Below are 14,833 nucleotides of genomic sequence, written 5' to 3'. Positions count from 1 at the left end.
TGATGGCTCATTCATACACACCAGGCTTGCGTATGGCGCCGCAGACCGTGGTTCGGAAGCGGCGGATCTTGCCGATTCCGGGGCAGGTGCTTGTCCACCAGGGGCAGGCGGTCACCGCTGCTACGGTGATTGCTCAGACCGAGTTGCCGGGCAAGGTCCACGCGGTGAATGTGGTCAACCTGCTGGGGATCGTTCCGCAGGAGGTCCGGCGCTACATGCAAAAAAAAGAGGGCGATGCGGTCCGCGCCGGGGAGCCGTTGGCCGAAAATAAGCCACTCATCAAATGGTTGAAGACCCAGGTCCCTTCCCCGATCACCGGAACGATCGAGACCGTGTCCGAGGTGACCGGGCAGGTGTTCCTGAGAGAACCGCCAAGACCACTGGCCTTGACGGCCTATCTCGACGGCCTTGTGGTTGAGACCATCCCGGGTCAGGGAGCCACCGTGGAGACGGCGTGCAGTCTGGTGCAGGGGATTTTCGGCATCGGCGGCGAGGCTGTGGGCACGATCGCAGTCGCTGTCGACAACCGCGAGGACGAACTCACGCCGGAGCGGATTACCGATGCGCACCGGGGGACGATCCTCGTGGGCGGCTCGCTGATCGGTCGGGACGGCTTTGCCAGGGCAAAGCAGGCGGGGGTGGCCGCTGTCGTCGTAGGCGGTATCCACGACCTCGATCTGAAACTGCTCCTCGGGCGGGACCTTGGCGTTGCCATCACCGGAACTGAACAGGTTGGTCTCACGCTGATCATTACCGAAGGATTTGGCCGAATTGCCATGGCTCGGCGAACCTTCGACCTCCTGTCATCCAAGGTCGGCCGGCGCGCATCCTGCTCAGGAGCGACGCAGATCCGGGCCGGCGTTATCAGGCCCGAGGTGATTGTTCCGATGGGGGAGCCTTCAGCCTTCAGCCTTCAGCCTTCAGCGGATGAGACCGCAGGCGTGGGAAGCGGACTGCAGGTCGGCGATCAGATCAGGATTATCCGGGAGCCGTATTTTGGCCGGATTTGTAAAGTATCCGCCCTTCCGGCGAACCTTCGGTTGCTGGCCACGGGAAGCAAGGTCCGCGTTCTGGAAGCGGAGCTTGACGACGGGCAGCAGATCGTCGTCCCTCGCGCCAACGTAGAACTACTGGAAGCGTGAGCATCGTGCGCGCTCTTGCCGTCGCAGTTCTTTTCGTCCTGTTTCCCCTCCTCCCTCCACCTTCCACTTTCGCCTTATCCCTTTCCCCTCCCGAGCAGTTCGAGGCCTTCGATATGCCCGGCGATGGCGGGGGCAGCATCGGACTGTCGTGGCGGGCAGCCCCGTTCGATGGACCGACAGTTCGCTATCAAATCTACATAGCCGATCAGGCGCAAGGACCCTTTACGCGACTCGCCGAGTTTGCTGCCGACACCCACTACAAGAGTGATGTTGATCGCCCCTGGTGGAGCTGGGATCGGAGCAAGGCGTATCACTTTTACCAGGTAAAATCGACGCAAGATCTCCGCCTCGAGAACGGCCGGACTTACTTCTTCAAGGTGGCGGCGACCGACCTGTCTGCCGGCCAGGCAGGCGGGATGCAGACGATTGAAGGGCCGGTGCAATCCGCCGTCCCGGCGCCAAATTTTTTCAACCTGGCAAAGGCGAACAACTTTCTGCTAATGGTTCTCTTCTCCGCTCTTGTCCTGTTTGCGATTGCCCAGGCTAAGCGACATCCCGCTATCTTCCTGCGCCGGATTCCGGGTCTGGATGCGGTGGAGGAGGCGATCGGTCGTGCGACCGAGATGGGACGGCCGATCCTCTACCTTACCGGTTCCGACGATATGTCGAGTCTTTCGACTATTGCGGCGACGGTGATCCTTGGGCAGGTTGCGAAGAAGACGGCGGCGTACGATACGCAGCTCCAGGTGCCGCATCGGGACCCGATCGTCATGGCCATCTGTCAGGAGATCGTCAAGGAGTCATACCTGGAGGCTGGACGACCCGATGCCTATCGTGATGACTCCAACTTCTTCATCACCAACGATCAGTTCAGCTACACCGCCGCGGTGAACGGTATTATGCTCCGGGAGCGGCCGGCAGCTAATTTCTTCATGGGCTTTTACTATGCTGAGGCGCTGTTGCTGGCAGAGACCGGCGCCGGGACCGGGGCGATCCAGATCGCCGGGACCGACGCCGATCTGCAACTGCCTTTCTTCATTACGACCTGCGATTACACACTGATCGGCGAGGAGCTGTACGCCGCGAGCGCGTACCTCTCGCGCGAGCCGGTACTGGTTGGGACCTTGCGGGGGCAGGATCTGGGAAAAGCGTTTCTGCTGCTCTCTATGGTGATCGGGACCGTCCTTGCCACCATCGGCGGACTTGTCGGGCCTGAGGCGTTTGTGCCGCTGCTGCAACTGTTCCGGGATTTCAAATGACACTATTTCTGCGGCGGACGTTCCCGCTGATACTGACCTTCGTGTTTGGTGTGGCGGCTGCCCTCCAGTATTACATTCCCCACCCGGTCTCGGAAGCGGCGCTCACCGAGGTCTCGGTCTGGCTGCGGATCATCCTCGGATTTGCGATGATCCTGGGGATCGCCAGCCTGTGCCACGTCCATTATGCGAAGATCCGGACACGGGTCGCCGGCTGGGGGTACAGTCTGGTGGTCTATCTCTCGATGCTGGCCACGGTCGCGGTAGGATTATGGTCAGGAGGACAGGAGGAGGGGACAGGTTTCGGTTGGATCTACACGTATGCCCTGCTTGCGCTTCAGGGAACGATGTTTTCCATGCTCGGATTCTTCGTAGCCTCCGCTGCATTCCGCGCCTTTCGGGCCAGGAGTAAAGAGGCAGCCGTATTGCTGGTGGCGGCGGTCCTGATGATGTTCGGTCGCGTGCCGTTGGGTGAGTATCTGGTTCCTGCTGCAGGGCCTATAGCCGGCTGGCTTCTGAACGTCCTCAACACGGCAGCCAGGCGGGGGATCATCATCGGAATCAGCCTTGGTGGAATCGCCACCTCGATCAAGATTATTTTCGGGATCGAGCGATCGTACCTGGGGGGCCGAGATTGAGGGAGCTGGCCCGCAAGCTGCTGCGGCTGGATCGTCGGGTGATCTTCGTCCTGGTCGCGCTTGCCACGCTGATCCCGCTCTTGCGTCCGATCGGCTTTCCGATCCGGATCTCGCCAGAGGTCAGGCGAGTCTACGACTACATCGAGTCGCTTCCGCCGGGATCGGTATTTTTGTTGTCGCTGGACTTCGATCCGGCCTCCAAACCGGAACTCTATCCGATGGCGGTCGCGTTGCTTAATCACGCCTTCAAACGGAATCTGCGGGTCGTCGGGATGACGCTTTGGGTGACAGGAACGGGAATGGCCGAAAAGGTAGTGAGCGGGATCGCAAGCGAGCACGGGAAACGACGAGGCGTGGACTACACCTTCCTTGGATACTCGCCAGGCGGGACCAACGTCATCATCAACATGGGCCAGGACCTGGCTGCCGCCTTTCCGACCGACCACTATGGCGAGCGGACTGCGGACCTGCCGGTCATGCAAGGGGTCAAATCGCTGAGGCAGGTCAACTACGTGGTCAGTCTGGCCGCGGGGACCCCCGGCGTCGAAAGCTGGTACCTGTATGGTAAGGAGAAGTACGGTTTCGAGTTGGGGGGCGGCGTGACGGCCGTGATCGCGCCAGGCCTCTACCCATTCCTCGATACCGGGCAGATCAACGGCCTGATCGGCGGGTTGCGCGGGGCAGCCGAGTACGAAACGTTGATCGGGATGAAGGGGAAGGCGGTGGCCGGGATGGACGCGCAATCAGCCACGCATTTTATCATTATCGGCCTGATTCTGCTCTGCAATCTCCTGTACTTCCTGACGCCCCGATTGGGGATCCGGCCCTCAGCGGGTACCCATAGTGGGTCTAGTGTGCCCGGCTCGCCGCGAGAGGCGAGACGCTGATGACGCCTTCTGTCCTGCTCGGCGCCTGGGTGGCCGCCGGTCTCACTCTGTGCATGTTCAGCTTCCTGTATAAGGATAACCCGTTCTTCCGATTTGGTGAGCATCTCTACGTTGGAATCTCGATGGGGTACACCATCGTCCGGATCTATTACGATGTGATGGTCAAAAGCCTCTACGCTCCGGTGATGCAGGAAGGGAAATGGTGGTTCCTGATCGCCGCTATCCTGGGTCTCCTGGTCCTGACCCGCTTCATCCCGAAAGTGAGCTGGCTGAGCCGGATCTCGTTTGCCGTGATCGTGGGTTTCGGCTCCGGCGTCGCCATTCCCCGCATCATCTCCTCCAACATCCTTCAGCAAGTGCAGGGGACATTAAGGCCGATCCTGAATGCCGGGCAGTCCTCCTTCGGGATGGCGCAGATCAATACCCTGCTGATCCTGGTCGGCGTCGTCACGGTGCTGGTCTATTTCTTCTTCTCCATCGAGCACAAGGGACCGATCCAAGTCGCAGCACGAATCGGCATCTATTTCCTCATGATTAACTTCGGCGCCGGCTTTGGCTATACGGTCATGGCCAGAATGTCGCTCCTCATCGGCCGGTTCGATGATCTGATCCTCTTTGCCTCCCGCGACTTCGGCTATGCCTCGTTGGTGCTTCTCGGCATAATCGCCTTTGGCCTGTTCATGTGGGAGCGTAGCCGCACGCGCTCACAGCCTCCTGCTCAGTAGGTTCACTTGGTGAGGCACAGGAGGAGGGTACAAAGTAGCGACCAACAGTGTCATAGTATGGACAAATAGTGTCATTTTGACGTTTGGATATGGATGGTTAGATGAACTGTGATAAGACTTGACAGTTGGCGCTCGGTTTATTATGTTATCATTTGGATTACTAGTAGGTTCTTTGATTGGTTAAGTACACAGAGGGCTGTTGCGGCACTACTCCTCGATTGCTAATGGCTTAGCCAAGTAGGGAGGGAAGGGGGATGAATCGGATTACGGTACTCATCGCTGACGATCATGCCCTTTTTCGAGAAGGACTGCGGATGCTGTTGGAGCAAGAGTCGACCATTTCCGTGGTCGGAGAGGCCGCTGATGGCCTCCAGGCCGTCAGCATGGCTGAAACGCTTCAACCGGATATCCTGCTACTGGACATCCAGATGCCTGGGCTTGGAGGTATTGAGGCGCTCCCGCAGATCCACAAGAAATCTCCCCGGACACGTGTGTTAATCCTCTCCGGATTTTCCGACGATGAGTTCATGATCCAAGCCTTACAACTTGGCGCGAAAGGATATTTGGAAAAAACACTCAGCCACAAAGATGTTGCCAGGGCCATCCGGGCCACCTATAACGGGGAGATCTGGGCGGATCGCAAAGTCCTGACACATGTGCTGGAGAACTTGTACCGGAAAGTGCACGGGGTGAATGCGCCCCTCCTGGAGACGCAAGAGACTCTGACCGACCGGGAGCAGGAGATCGTCAGGTGGGTCATCCAGGGCATGACGAACAAAGAGATCGCCGTTCGACTTGGGATCAGCGATAAGACGGTAAAGAGCCATTTAAGCAATGTTTTCAGTAAGTTAAAGATTAGTCGGCGCTTGGAGCTCACCCTCCATCGGATCGCAGAACGTAACAGCTAACCCCTGATACCGCTCCACGCACTTCATCTCACCCACCTGCACAACATCTCAAACAAACTCTCTTTAAAAAAGGGAAAACTATTTTACGTTTTGAGTAATATCTGGCCTAGGCCATTTTTTTTGGTAAAATACGCTAAATAGCCGATTGCCAATAAGGGATTTCGTACTTATCTTTTCATATATAAGGATGGCGAGGGTGTTGCGCATGCGATTGTAAGGTCGCTGTCGGAGACGGCGTGAACCTTGCGCATACAGATGTGACATGTTGCACACACGGAGGATAGGTGTGGATTGCGTAGCTGGACCGGATGTCTTGGCGAGTCCATGGGTCATCCAACGGATCATCAGAAGGAAGTGTGACGATGTCATCTATTCGAATCGTTATTGCTGAGGATGATCCTGGGCTTCGCGAGCTGGCTCGGGAGCAGCTCGCATGCGTGCCAGACTTTCAAGTTGCTGCAGAGGCGTGTGACGGGCTGGAGGCGATTGCTGACGTCGCGCGGCTGGACCCGGACATACTGATTCTTGATCTGGATCTGCCGGGGATCGATGGCTTCGAGGTCCTCAGGCTGGTTCGATGGTTCAACCCGAACACAAGAGTAATTATTCGCTCCGGCCATGACGAAGAAGAGATCATCCAGCAGACACTTGAACTCGGGGCCAGAGGATACATCGTTAAAGGCGAGAGAACCAGCCTGGAAAAGGTGATCCGAGCTGTGGAGCGTGGGGAGGTGTGGGCCAGGCGGCGAGTGTTGGCGCAAGCGCTGGATCACCTCATTGGTCTTGCCGGTTCGATCCTTCAGGCAACCGAAGGGGAGCCGGCGCCCGCATAAGTGAGTGTTGGTAGTTTTTTGTGAGCCGTTCGATCGTAAGAGAAGAGAGGAGGTATTGATAATGTTGACCTCTGGAACAGTCCGCAGAAGTTGCGCGAGTTTTGCGTTTGCGATACTCGCGTCGGCCGTCTTGTCAGTATTTATATCGGGAGCGATCGCGGCAACACCTCGGTTCAATCAGCCGCTTGGTGAAATCCGAGGGACGTCGCCCGCGCAGATCTCCTTCGACGGCAAGGGCTGGATCGCGTTGGGCTCGGGAACGCTTCCCGTATTCGACAAGACGTTGGTCAGGGCTAGAACAGGAACCGTTGCTTTGGGCCTGTTCGACGGAAGCCGACTGGAAGCCAGTCCTACGACAGAACTGGCGGTCACTATGATGGGATCGTCCATGATCGTACGCATCGCAGAGGGTAATGTGCTGTTTAGATTGCGACCCTCATCGTCTACCCGACTTGTGATGCCGGGTGGATTCATCCAGACCGCCGCAATTACTACGGGTGGTACCGGCCACGCAGCGGCGACCCGTATCAGCACGAGTTCACAGACTCAACGGGACACGTTGGGTGTGATTACGGCTCAGAAGGGTGGGATTCCTCGAGTCCGCCTGCTGTCCGGTGAAGCGTTCCTTGTCTCACAGAACGGCTCTGTCACAGAACGACTGACAGAAGGGCAGGTACGGACCGTGGCTGCGCAATCGTCGGGAGCGGTCCCGTTCAAGCAGTACGCGGCCGCTCAGCCTGGTGGACAGCAAGCTCCTCCGCCGACCGATCCACCCAGCCAGGCGCCAAAGCCTGAGAACGTTTGGACATGGCACCCCTCTCACCCCCAAGACGTTCAGGGTGGGTGGCAGGAGATGAAGCTCGGCATCCCGCCGGTGACCCCGCCTCCGCCTGCGCAGGAGGTGCGCGAAGGCTTTGCGTGGGCGTGGAAAGATCAGTGGGTCATCGCCAAGCGAGAGTGCGGCCAGTTTGCGCCGTTCCGTCGGGCTTCCAATGAGGAAACCGCCAAGCTCCCGCCGCCAGTCAATCCGCCATCCCAAGCTCCCAAGGCGGATTATGTATGGGCGTGGCATCCCTCGAACCCACCGGATGTGTGGGGCGGATGGCAGGAGGTGCAACTCGGATCTCCGCCTACCGAACCGCCGCGACCGGATCAGGAGCTGTACCGAGACTTTACCTGGGCCTGGGAAGAACAACCTGAAAAACGATGGGTCGTCGTTGAGGAATGCGGCTTAGCTGCGGCATTTCTGGTCCCCGCGGGGCCTGGTATTGCGGCCTTGGTAGCTGGGGGTGCGGCAGGCGGTGCCGCTATTGGAGTGCCGCTCGGCGTGTTGCACAGTGGCGGTGGATCCACTCCTGTCGCCAGCAACGTCGCCCCCTAGATGAGTTCTACCGGTTCGTATGAGTCCGAAGACGGACGAGAGCGGGGGATGTAGCGTATCGACGGCATGTCTATTGCAACAATTAAAGTAGTGAAAATAGCTGATGAGTGTCGAAGACACGAAGGTAGGAGGTTGTAGGGATGCCGTACAGAGGTTCAAATAGCAACATCCCCCCATCAACCCCCAAAACCGGGACTGCGTGCGTCCGGAGTACGATGCTCGTTGTGGGCGCGATAGCAGCCCTCCTTGCGTCGGGTTGCGCGACAAGTTCCGGGATTTCAAAGACCGAAGCTCTGATCGCCAATTTGGCCCATGATGAGAACCATGACAATCTAGCACTGAACAGCAGGATCCTTGCCATGGCAAATCCAGATGGCCTGGCTGGCGATTACAAGTTGGGGACAGGCGATCTTCTGGAGATTTCCGTCTTCGATATCCCGGAACTCAGCAAGATCAAAGCCAGAATCGGCGCGGAAGGACTCATGACGCTCCCGCTTGCGGGCACAGTGGCTGCTGGTGGAAAAAGTGCGATGGAGCTCGAAGAAGTTATAAAGACAGCGCTTGGCTCCAGGTATGTCCGGGATCCTCAAGTCAGCGTCTTTGTGCTCGAACATCACAGCCATCGGATCAGTGTCTTCGGCGCCGTGAAAAAGCCCGGTGTCTTTGAGGTCAGCGGCCCGCGCTCGGTCGTGGATATGCTGGCGATGGCCGAAGGACTCACTGAGCAATCCGACCAGGTTGTCTATCTGATCCGCAAGGCGGCGAAGTCGCCGGGTCTGCCGGACCCACCTGGTTCGCAACCCCAGACTGGGTCTAATGGGAAATCTACCCAGGAGGCGGTTCTCGAAATCAATCTGGAGGAGATGCTGGTCGGTGGAAAAGAGGAGTTGAACGCACCCCTGCAGTCCGGAGATGTCGTCCATGTTCCTAAGGCGGGCAGCTTCTTTGTAGGGGGAGCGGTCCAGAAGCCTGGTTCGTATCTCTTGAAAGGGAGAGAGGTCACCGTCGATCAAGCGATCATCGAAGCCGGCGGTGTTACGCGTATCGCAGATTTTGAGGGCGTCAAGATATTTCGCGAGATTAAAGGACAAAAGAAACAGATCATTGAGGTCAGTCTCAACGAGATAGAGCAGGGTCAGAAAGGCCCTCTTGTAATGAAAAACGACGTAATTTTGGTGAACAGCCATGGGTTCAAGTCGGCCTGGTTCGGGTTCCTTGAGTTCATCCGTTTCGGCGTTGGGGCATCATTTTACTGATTATATGTGACGGCATATATGTTTCAGCCAGTTCGTCATTCCGGGCGTGACCCGGAATCCAGTCGGGCCTTCTGAATACCGGCTTCCGCCGGTATGACGTACTCGCGGCAAGTCGCGGGGAATGCACCCCCAGTGGATTCAAAAAAGGTCAAGAGAGAAAAATAGATGGACCCCGATAATGCGCTCGTAAAAGTGAGGGACGAGAGCGGAGTTCCGGCGAAACCCCAGCTATGGCCTGTCCAGGCGTTTCCCGAGCAAAAGAAAGATCCGCATCTCAGAGACTACTGGCATGTGCTACTCAAGCACCGCTGGATCGTCCTCACCTGTTTTCTTGTCACGGTAATTACCGTGGCGACGGCAACCTTCATTCAGCAGCCGGTGTATAAGGCCGCCGCGACCATCCAGATTGACAAAACAGAACCCAGGATCCTGAAATTTGAAGAGGTCTCGCCGTCGGTCAACAAAGAAACTGACGACTATTATCAAACGCAATACAAGCTGTTGACGAGCTATTCCCTGGCGGAGCGGGTCGTGAAGCTACTCAAACTTGAAACCAACCCGGAATTCTCGGGAACGGATACAGGTGGTCCGGTTTCCAATGCCTGGGCCGGGTTAGCCGGCATCGTTGCCTCTCTGCTGCAACAATCCTCTACGCAACGGGTTCCCGGCGAGGTGTCAACGATTGAGTCGCCTATAGTGAACCGTTTTTTGAGTAAGCTCGAGATTGAACCCGTCAAGAATACCCGCCTGGTAAAGATCGCTTTCCTTAGTACCTCGCCGGAGCTCTCTGCCCAGGTGGCTAACGCGATGGCAGAAAACTTTATCGAACAGAGCATCGAGCAGAAAGTGGGCGCGACGAAATATGCCGGCGACTTCCTGGCGAAGCAGATTCAAGAGGTGAAGGTGAAGCTTGAAAGCTCTGATGAACTGCTCCAAAAGTTTGCCAAGCAGAAGCAATACCTCGTGCTCGATGAAAAACAGGAGCAGACAACCAAGCAACTTTCACTGCTCACCGATGCTCTGATGAAAGCGCGCAGCGATCGATTGGCGAAAGAGGCGCTGTATCGACAGGCTCAAGGACAAGAGTCCCAGTCGCTTCCATCGGTGCTGGAAAATCCGCTGATTACTAGCTTGAAGACAGAGTATTTCCGCCTTCAAGCCGAATACAGAAAGCTCTCCGAGACGTTTCTGCCGGACTACCCGAGGATGGTGGCGCTGAAGAGCAATATCGATGAGGTGAAGGCACGGCTCGATGGTGAGGTTCAAAAGATTATTGGCGGGCTGCGGTCGAGTTATGAGGCAGCTCTGAAATCGGAACATCTGCTACAAAGCTCGGTGGACCAGCAGAAACAGGTGACCCTCAAGACCAATGAAGATGCCATCCAGTACAACATCCTGAAGCGAGAAGTGGATATTAATCGTGAGCTGTACGCCGGTCTCTTGCAGCGCATGAAGGAGACGGCCGTCTCTGTGGGACTCGATTCCACGAATATCCAGGTCACCGATCGGGCAAAAGTTCCGCTCTGGCCCGATCGCCCTAAGAAGCTGCTCAACCTGACGCTCGGGATCGTCCTTGGTTTGAGTCTGGGGATCGGCTTAGCGTTCTTCGCCGACTACCTCGACAATACTGTCAATAAGATCGAAGAGGTCGAATCGACGTTCGCATTGCCGATTCTGGGGGCCGTGCCGGCATTAGCCTCCGCCGAACGAAGAAGGCGACTGAAAGGAACCAGCAACGGCCAGGAAACGAAGTCGTTTGAACTGGCCATGTATCAGGATCAGTCCTCGTTGGTGAGTGAGGCTATCCGGAATATTCGGACCTCGCTCCTCTTCTCTCTCCCGGAGAACCCTCCCAAGTTGCTCCTCGTGACGAGCGCGGAACCGGGCGACGGTAAAACAGGAGTATCGATCAATCTTGCTATCGCGCTGTCGCAACTCGGCGGTGATATTCTGCTCATCGATGGGGATATGCGCTATCCCGATTGTCACCGGATCCTGGGGGAGGATCGGACGCCCGGGCTGTCGAACTTTCTTGTGGGGGATGCAGAGCTCGGCGCCACGATCAAACAAACGACGATCCCCAACCTCTATCTGCTGCCGGCGGGACAATCCCCATTGAATCCGGCGGAGTTGCTCGGCTCCGAGCGGATGAAGGACGCCATGGATCTGCTCTGTCAGAAGTTCAAGCATGTGATTATCGACGCGCCGCCGGTGTTGGGGTTTACCGATAGCGTTCTGCTGTCCACATTCGCCGAGGGCACCTTGTTTGTTATCCGTGCAGGTAAAACGGTTCGAGATGCCGCTCAAAGAGCGGTAAAAACACTCAACGCAGTCAACGCGAAAATCTTGGGCGTCGTCCTGAACAATATGGATCTGCATAGCCATGGGTATTCGTATTATCAGGACTATCAACACTACTATCATCGGAAATCCGAACGACACGGTATCGTTGCGAGGGAGCATCATAATCAAAGCCATACCCCAGCAGGAGCCTCCCACTCCCATGAGCATGAAAGTTCGTGACCACGACCCACAACCAGGTGGTCATTGCGAGCGACCAACGGGAGCGCGGCAATCCGACACGCAGTTCGGTGAGATTCCTCGCTTTGCTCGGAATGACCCTTCGGGCCAGATTGCTTCGGTCGCTCCACTCCCTCGCAATGACCCGCGAGAGAGGCTTTCGAACTAATGACCTGGAATAGTTTTCCCGCGTTGGCTTCAGGATGGGAGGTGAGATCGCATGGTCTTCGAGCTCAGGACTTCGTCAAGCAAGGCCGCCTCACTCCTCGTGCTCTCCTGCCTCGCCATCCTGACCGCCTGGGTGATCATCCACCCTTGGGCGGCCAGCTTCGCGATCCCCCCCCTTCCCAATGATCCCGACCTCCTGCGCGCTTGGCGGTCTCATCCTGAAGACCCCCAGTATCAGCATCAGTACGTGGGAAGGATCCGCCATTACAGCGTGGCTTTCCAGGATTATCAGGAGGCGCTGAACCAGTATCGAATGGTCCTCCGAGAGAATCCCCTCTCAAGTCGGACGTGGTTCGATGTGGCGAGGACCTACTGGTGGCTGGGGCAGACTCAGGAGGCGAAGTCAGCCCTCAGGCTGGCGTTGCGTTTCAATCCCAGCGAGGCGAGACTGCGCTGGGAGGCCGCCCTATTTCAGATCCAGCTTGGAAGCTTTGACGAGGCGGTGGCGAATCTCACCTATCTCATGAGAACGGATCGGAGCAAACGATGGAGCTACTTCGCGTTGGTTCGCACGCTGACCACACCGGCAGATCTCATTGAATCAATTCTGCCGCCGGATCGTGAGGTGCTGTCGGACTATCTGGGGTATCTCATCAGGCATCAGGAAGCCAGCGACGTCCGAGCTGTCTGGAAAAGGCTGGTCCAGATTGCAGGACCGGCCATTGATCCTGCCCTTGCGCTTTCCTATGCCGACTTTATGCTCGCCCAGAAGGAGATACCGGAGGCAGGGGTTGCCTGGTCAATGGCTTTGAAGGGGAAGGGGATCGGTGATCGCAGCGCCTCGGACAATCTTATCTGGAATGGTGGATTTGAACGCGATGAGACGCTGGGGAAGGGATTCGACTGGAGACTGTATTCCGTCGCCGGTGCGGATGTCGGGATCGATGCGTATCATTCGAAAGAGGGGAACCGGTCCCTGAAAATCTCATTCGATGGGACTCATAATGTCGATCTTTCCGGCATTCGACAGGTTGTTCGGGTCATGCCGGACACCAGATATCTCCTGGACGGTTACATCAAGACTCACGGCATCACGACCGGGAGTGGCCTTCGCATCGAAGCCTTTGACCTGCTCGACGGAAGGCTCTATGGCGCAACAGAGGAACTCGTCGGGGACCACGACTGGTCGGAGCTGAAGACTTCGTTTCTGACGTCCTCTCGATCGCAAGCGATCGTAGTCAGGATCCGTCGAGAACCGAGCCAGAAAATCGATAATCTTATCGCGGGTACAGCCTGGATCGACCATGTGTCCCTCAAGAAGATCCACTGACTGGATGTCCCTTCCCCCCTTGTGGGGGAAGGATAGGATGGGGGCATGAACGGCAGGGCCAGGCGGTTGAGGAAAAATATGACCGATGCAGAACAGGCCTTGTGGAAGTCCCTGCGCATGAGACAGATGGCTGGAGCGAAGTTTCGACGGCAGCAGCCGATTGGACCCTACATTGTGGATTTCGTATCCTTCGGGAGCAGACTCGTGGTCGAGGCGGACGGGGGGCAGCATACCCAGCAAGCGGACTCTGACGCAAAGCGCACGGCATGGTTGGAAGGACAAGGCTTCCGGGTGCTCCGATTTTGGGATCACGAAGTCTTGCAGGCTCCTGATGCGGTGAAGCGCGTCATCTGGGAGGCATTAACCCCCCCACCTGAATCCTCCCCCACAAGGGGGGAGGAGGTCGGAGAGGGAATCCTCCCTCGGAAGGGAGATGAGCGTCAGGCGTGATGGCGAGGAATCCACCATGGGTACCCTTTCCCTTTACCGGGTGAAGGTACCACCGCACTTCCCTTCCCCCCTTGCGGGGGAAGGTGAGGATGGGGGGTGAATGAAGGACGGCGTGTGCGGTACATAGGCAGACGCGCAGTATCGTTATAAGCAGAGATGGACATTGAAGAGATAAAGGCGAGGGTTCGCGACAACGTATGTGTACAGCCATCATGCCGAGATTGAGCGGAGAGCGGATGGATTAACCTTCGCCCAAGTAGAAGAGGCGCTATTGAACGACCCTTGGACGCGAGGATAAAGAGGAAGATAACAATAGTGTGTAATTTCTGCGGCAGTGACCGCCATGAGGAACGAAGGATTGAGTATCTCTATAGCCACGAGGGGAAATACTTGCTGGTGCCGAATACCCCTGTTGAAGTATGCCTGAATTGTGGCATGGTTTACTACGATGCGGTTGTTCTCAAGGAAATCGAGCGGCAGTTCTTTGCCATTCATGGTAAGAAGGTGCCACCGCACTTCCCTTCCCCCCTTGTGGGGGAAGGTTAGGATGGGGGGGCGCGGGGGGATTTTTGGAGGGTCAGTATGACTGCTAAAGTAGCTCAGATGACAAAAGGCGAACTCAGGGAGATGATTGAAACCTCCATCGAGCAGAAGTTGTTGGAATTACTTGGCGATCCTGATGAAGGATTGCCGTTCAGAAAGTCAGTGCGAGATAGGCTTTTTCGCCAGAAATAGGCTGTTCGCGCAGGGGAGCGCGGCGAGCCATTTGAAGATGTGGTGCGGCGACTCGGATTGGAGTAACCACCGTGTACTAGGGTGAGGAGAAAGCTGCCTGGCACCGTTCACGCACCCATTGACAGAACCTTCTGGGGAGCCATAGTGAAGCTAAGATTTGAGTGGGATGAAAAGAAAGCCGCAGCTAATCTTAAAAAACACAAAGTCACTTTTGATGAAGCAACAACGGTTTTTATTGATCCGTTGTCAATAACGGTACCTGATCCTGACTACTCGGTGGATGAGCAACGGTATATTGACCTCGGTAGTTCTGAGAAAGGTCGTGTGCTGGTAGTAGTTTATACCGAACGCGGCTCCAATATACGTATTATAAGTTGCCGTAAGGCGACCTCATCGGAGCGGAAACTTTATGAAGAAGGTGGCGACTAAAATGGTACAGGTGGAAGACAACGACATGCGTGCCGAATATGATTTTAGGGGTGGAGTGCGTGGTAAACATTATAGAACTATGCAAGCTGGGTATACGATTACTATCCGTAAGGCAGATGGTACAACTGTTGTTAAGGACGTGATGCCTAAAGAGGGCATAGTGGTTCTAGAGCCG

General features: G+C 56.5%; 14 protein-coding genes and 1 pseudogene. All 15 read left to right on the top strand.

Going from position 1 to position 14,833, the window contains the following annotated elements; genetic code table 11:
- Nucleotides 1–2 precede the first annotated feature (2 nt).
- The 15 genes and pseudogenes from KGL31_06330 to KGL31_06260 all read left to right on the top strand — a co-directional run bounded on the left by KGL31_06330 (nucleotide 3) and on the right by KGL31_06260 (nucleotide 14,658).
- Complete coding sequence (locus KGL31_06330) at nucleotides 3–1,142, top strand: hypothetical protein (protein MDE2321521.1); 1,140 nt, start codon at nucleotides 3–5, stop codon at nucleotides 1,140–1,142.
- Complete coding sequence (locus KGL31_06325; protein MDE2321520.1) at nucleotides 1,139–2,401, top strand: hypothetical protein; 1,263 nt, start codon at nucleotides 1,139–1,141, stop codon at nucleotides 2,399–2,401. The genes KGL31_06330 and KGL31_06325 overlap by 4 nt, the downstream gene beginning before the upstream one ends.
- Nucleotides 2,398–3,036 (top strand): hypothetical protein, encoded by a 639-nt coding sequence (locus tag KGL31_06320; GenBank protein MDE2321519.1) that lies wholly within the window; start codon nucleotides 2,398–2,400, stop codon nucleotides 3,034–3,036. Before KGL31_06325 ends, KGL31_06320 begins: the two co-directional genes overlap by 4 nt.
- Nucleotides 3,033–3,845: pseudogene (locus KGL31_06315) on the top strand (hypothetical protein). The gene KGL31_06320 and the pseudogene KGL31_06315 overlap by 4 nt, the downstream one beginning before the upstream one ends.
- A 77-nt stretch (nucleotides 3,846–3,922) precedes the next feature.
- The gene (locus KGL31_06310; GenBank protein ID MDE2321518.1) at nucleotides 3,923–4,648 is read left to right on the top strand and encodes a hypothetical protein; all 726 of its coding nucleotides are present in this window, start codon (nucleotides 3,923–3,925) and stop codon (nucleotides 4,646–4,648) included.
- 254 nt (nucleotides 4,649–4,902) lie between these two features.
- On the top strand, nucleotides 4,903–5,556 hold the full coding sequence (locus KGL31_06305; protein ID MDE2321517.1) for a response regulator transcription factor: 654 nt from the start codon (nucleotides 4,903–4,905) through the stop codon (nucleotides 5,554–5,556).
- Nucleotides 5,557–5,918: 362 nt separating this feature from the next.
- Nucleotides 5,919–6,389: a response regulator transcription factor gene (locus KGL31_06300; GenBank protein MDE2321516.1), complete on the top strand. Its 471-nt coding sequence runs from the start codon at nucleotides 5,919–5,921 to the stop codon at nucleotides 6,387–6,389.
- A 61-nt stretch (nucleotides 6,390–6,450) separates the two neighbouring features.
- On the top strand, nucleotides 6,451–7,770 hold the full coding sequence (locus KGL31_06295; GenBank protein ID MDE2321515.1) for a hypothetical protein: 1,320 nt from the start codon (nucleotides 6,451–6,453) through the stop codon (nucleotides 7,768–7,770).
- Nucleotides 7,771–8,129: 359 nt separating this feature from the next.
- A complete protein-coding gene (locus KGL31_06290; GenBank protein ID MDE2321514.1) occupies nucleotides 8,130–9,026 on the top strand; it encodes a polysaccharide biosynthesis/export family protein in 897 nt (298 codons plus the stop codon).
- A gap of 165 nt (nucleotides 9,027–9,191) precedes the next feature.
- Nucleotides 9,192–11,549, top strand: a complete 2,358-nt coding sequence (locus tag KGL31_06285) for a polysaccharide biosynthesis tyrosine autokinase (protein MDE2321513.1) — start codon at nucleotides 9,192–9,194, stop codon at nucleotides 11,547–11,549.
- 217 nt (nucleotides 11,550–11,766) lie between these two features.
- Nucleotides 11,767–13,044: a tetratricopeptide repeat protein gene (locus KGL31_06280; protein MDE2321512.1), complete on the top strand. Its 1,278-nt coding sequence runs from the start codon at nucleotides 11,767–11,769 to the stop codon at nucleotides 13,042–13,044.
- Between the two features lie 45 nt (nucleotides 13,045–13,089).
- Nucleotides 13,090–13,494: an endonuclease domain-containing protein gene (locus tag KGL31_06275; protein ID MDE2321511.1), complete on the top strand. Its 405-nt coding sequence runs from the start codon at nucleotides 13,090–13,092 to the stop codon at nucleotides 13,492–13,494.
- A 306-nt stretch (nucleotides 13,495–13,800) separates the two neighbouring features.
- Complete coding sequence (locus tag KGL31_06270; protein MDE2321510.1) at nucleotides 13,801–14,040, top strand: type II toxin-antitoxin system MqsA family antitoxin; 240 nt, start codon at nucleotides 13,801–13,803, stop codon at nucleotides 14,038–14,040.
- Nucleotides 14,041–14,076: 36 nt separating this feature from the next.
- The gene (locus KGL31_06265) at nucleotides 14,077–14,229 is read left to right on the top strand and encodes a hypothetical protein (GenBank protein ID MDE2321509.1); all 153 of its coding nucleotides are present in this window, start codon (nucleotides 14,077–14,079) and stop codon (nucleotides 14,227–14,229) included.
- 144 nt (nucleotides 14,230–14,373) lie between these two features.
- Complete coding sequence (locus KGL31_06260; GenBank protein MDE2321508.1) at nucleotides 14,374–14,658, top strand: BrnT family toxin; 285 nt, start codon at nucleotides 14,374–14,376, stop codon at nucleotides 14,656–14,658.
- Nucleotides 14,659–14,833 lie beyond the last annotated feature (175 nt).

This window comes from Candidatus Methylomirabilota bacterium (assembly GCA_028870115.1).
Taxonomy (GTDB): Bacteria; Methylomirabilota; Methylomirabilia; order Methylomirabilales; family Methylomirabilaceae; genus Methylomirabilis.
Note: the sequence above shows the minus strand (reverse complement) of the source record. Positions and strands in the feature narration are given on the sequence as shown.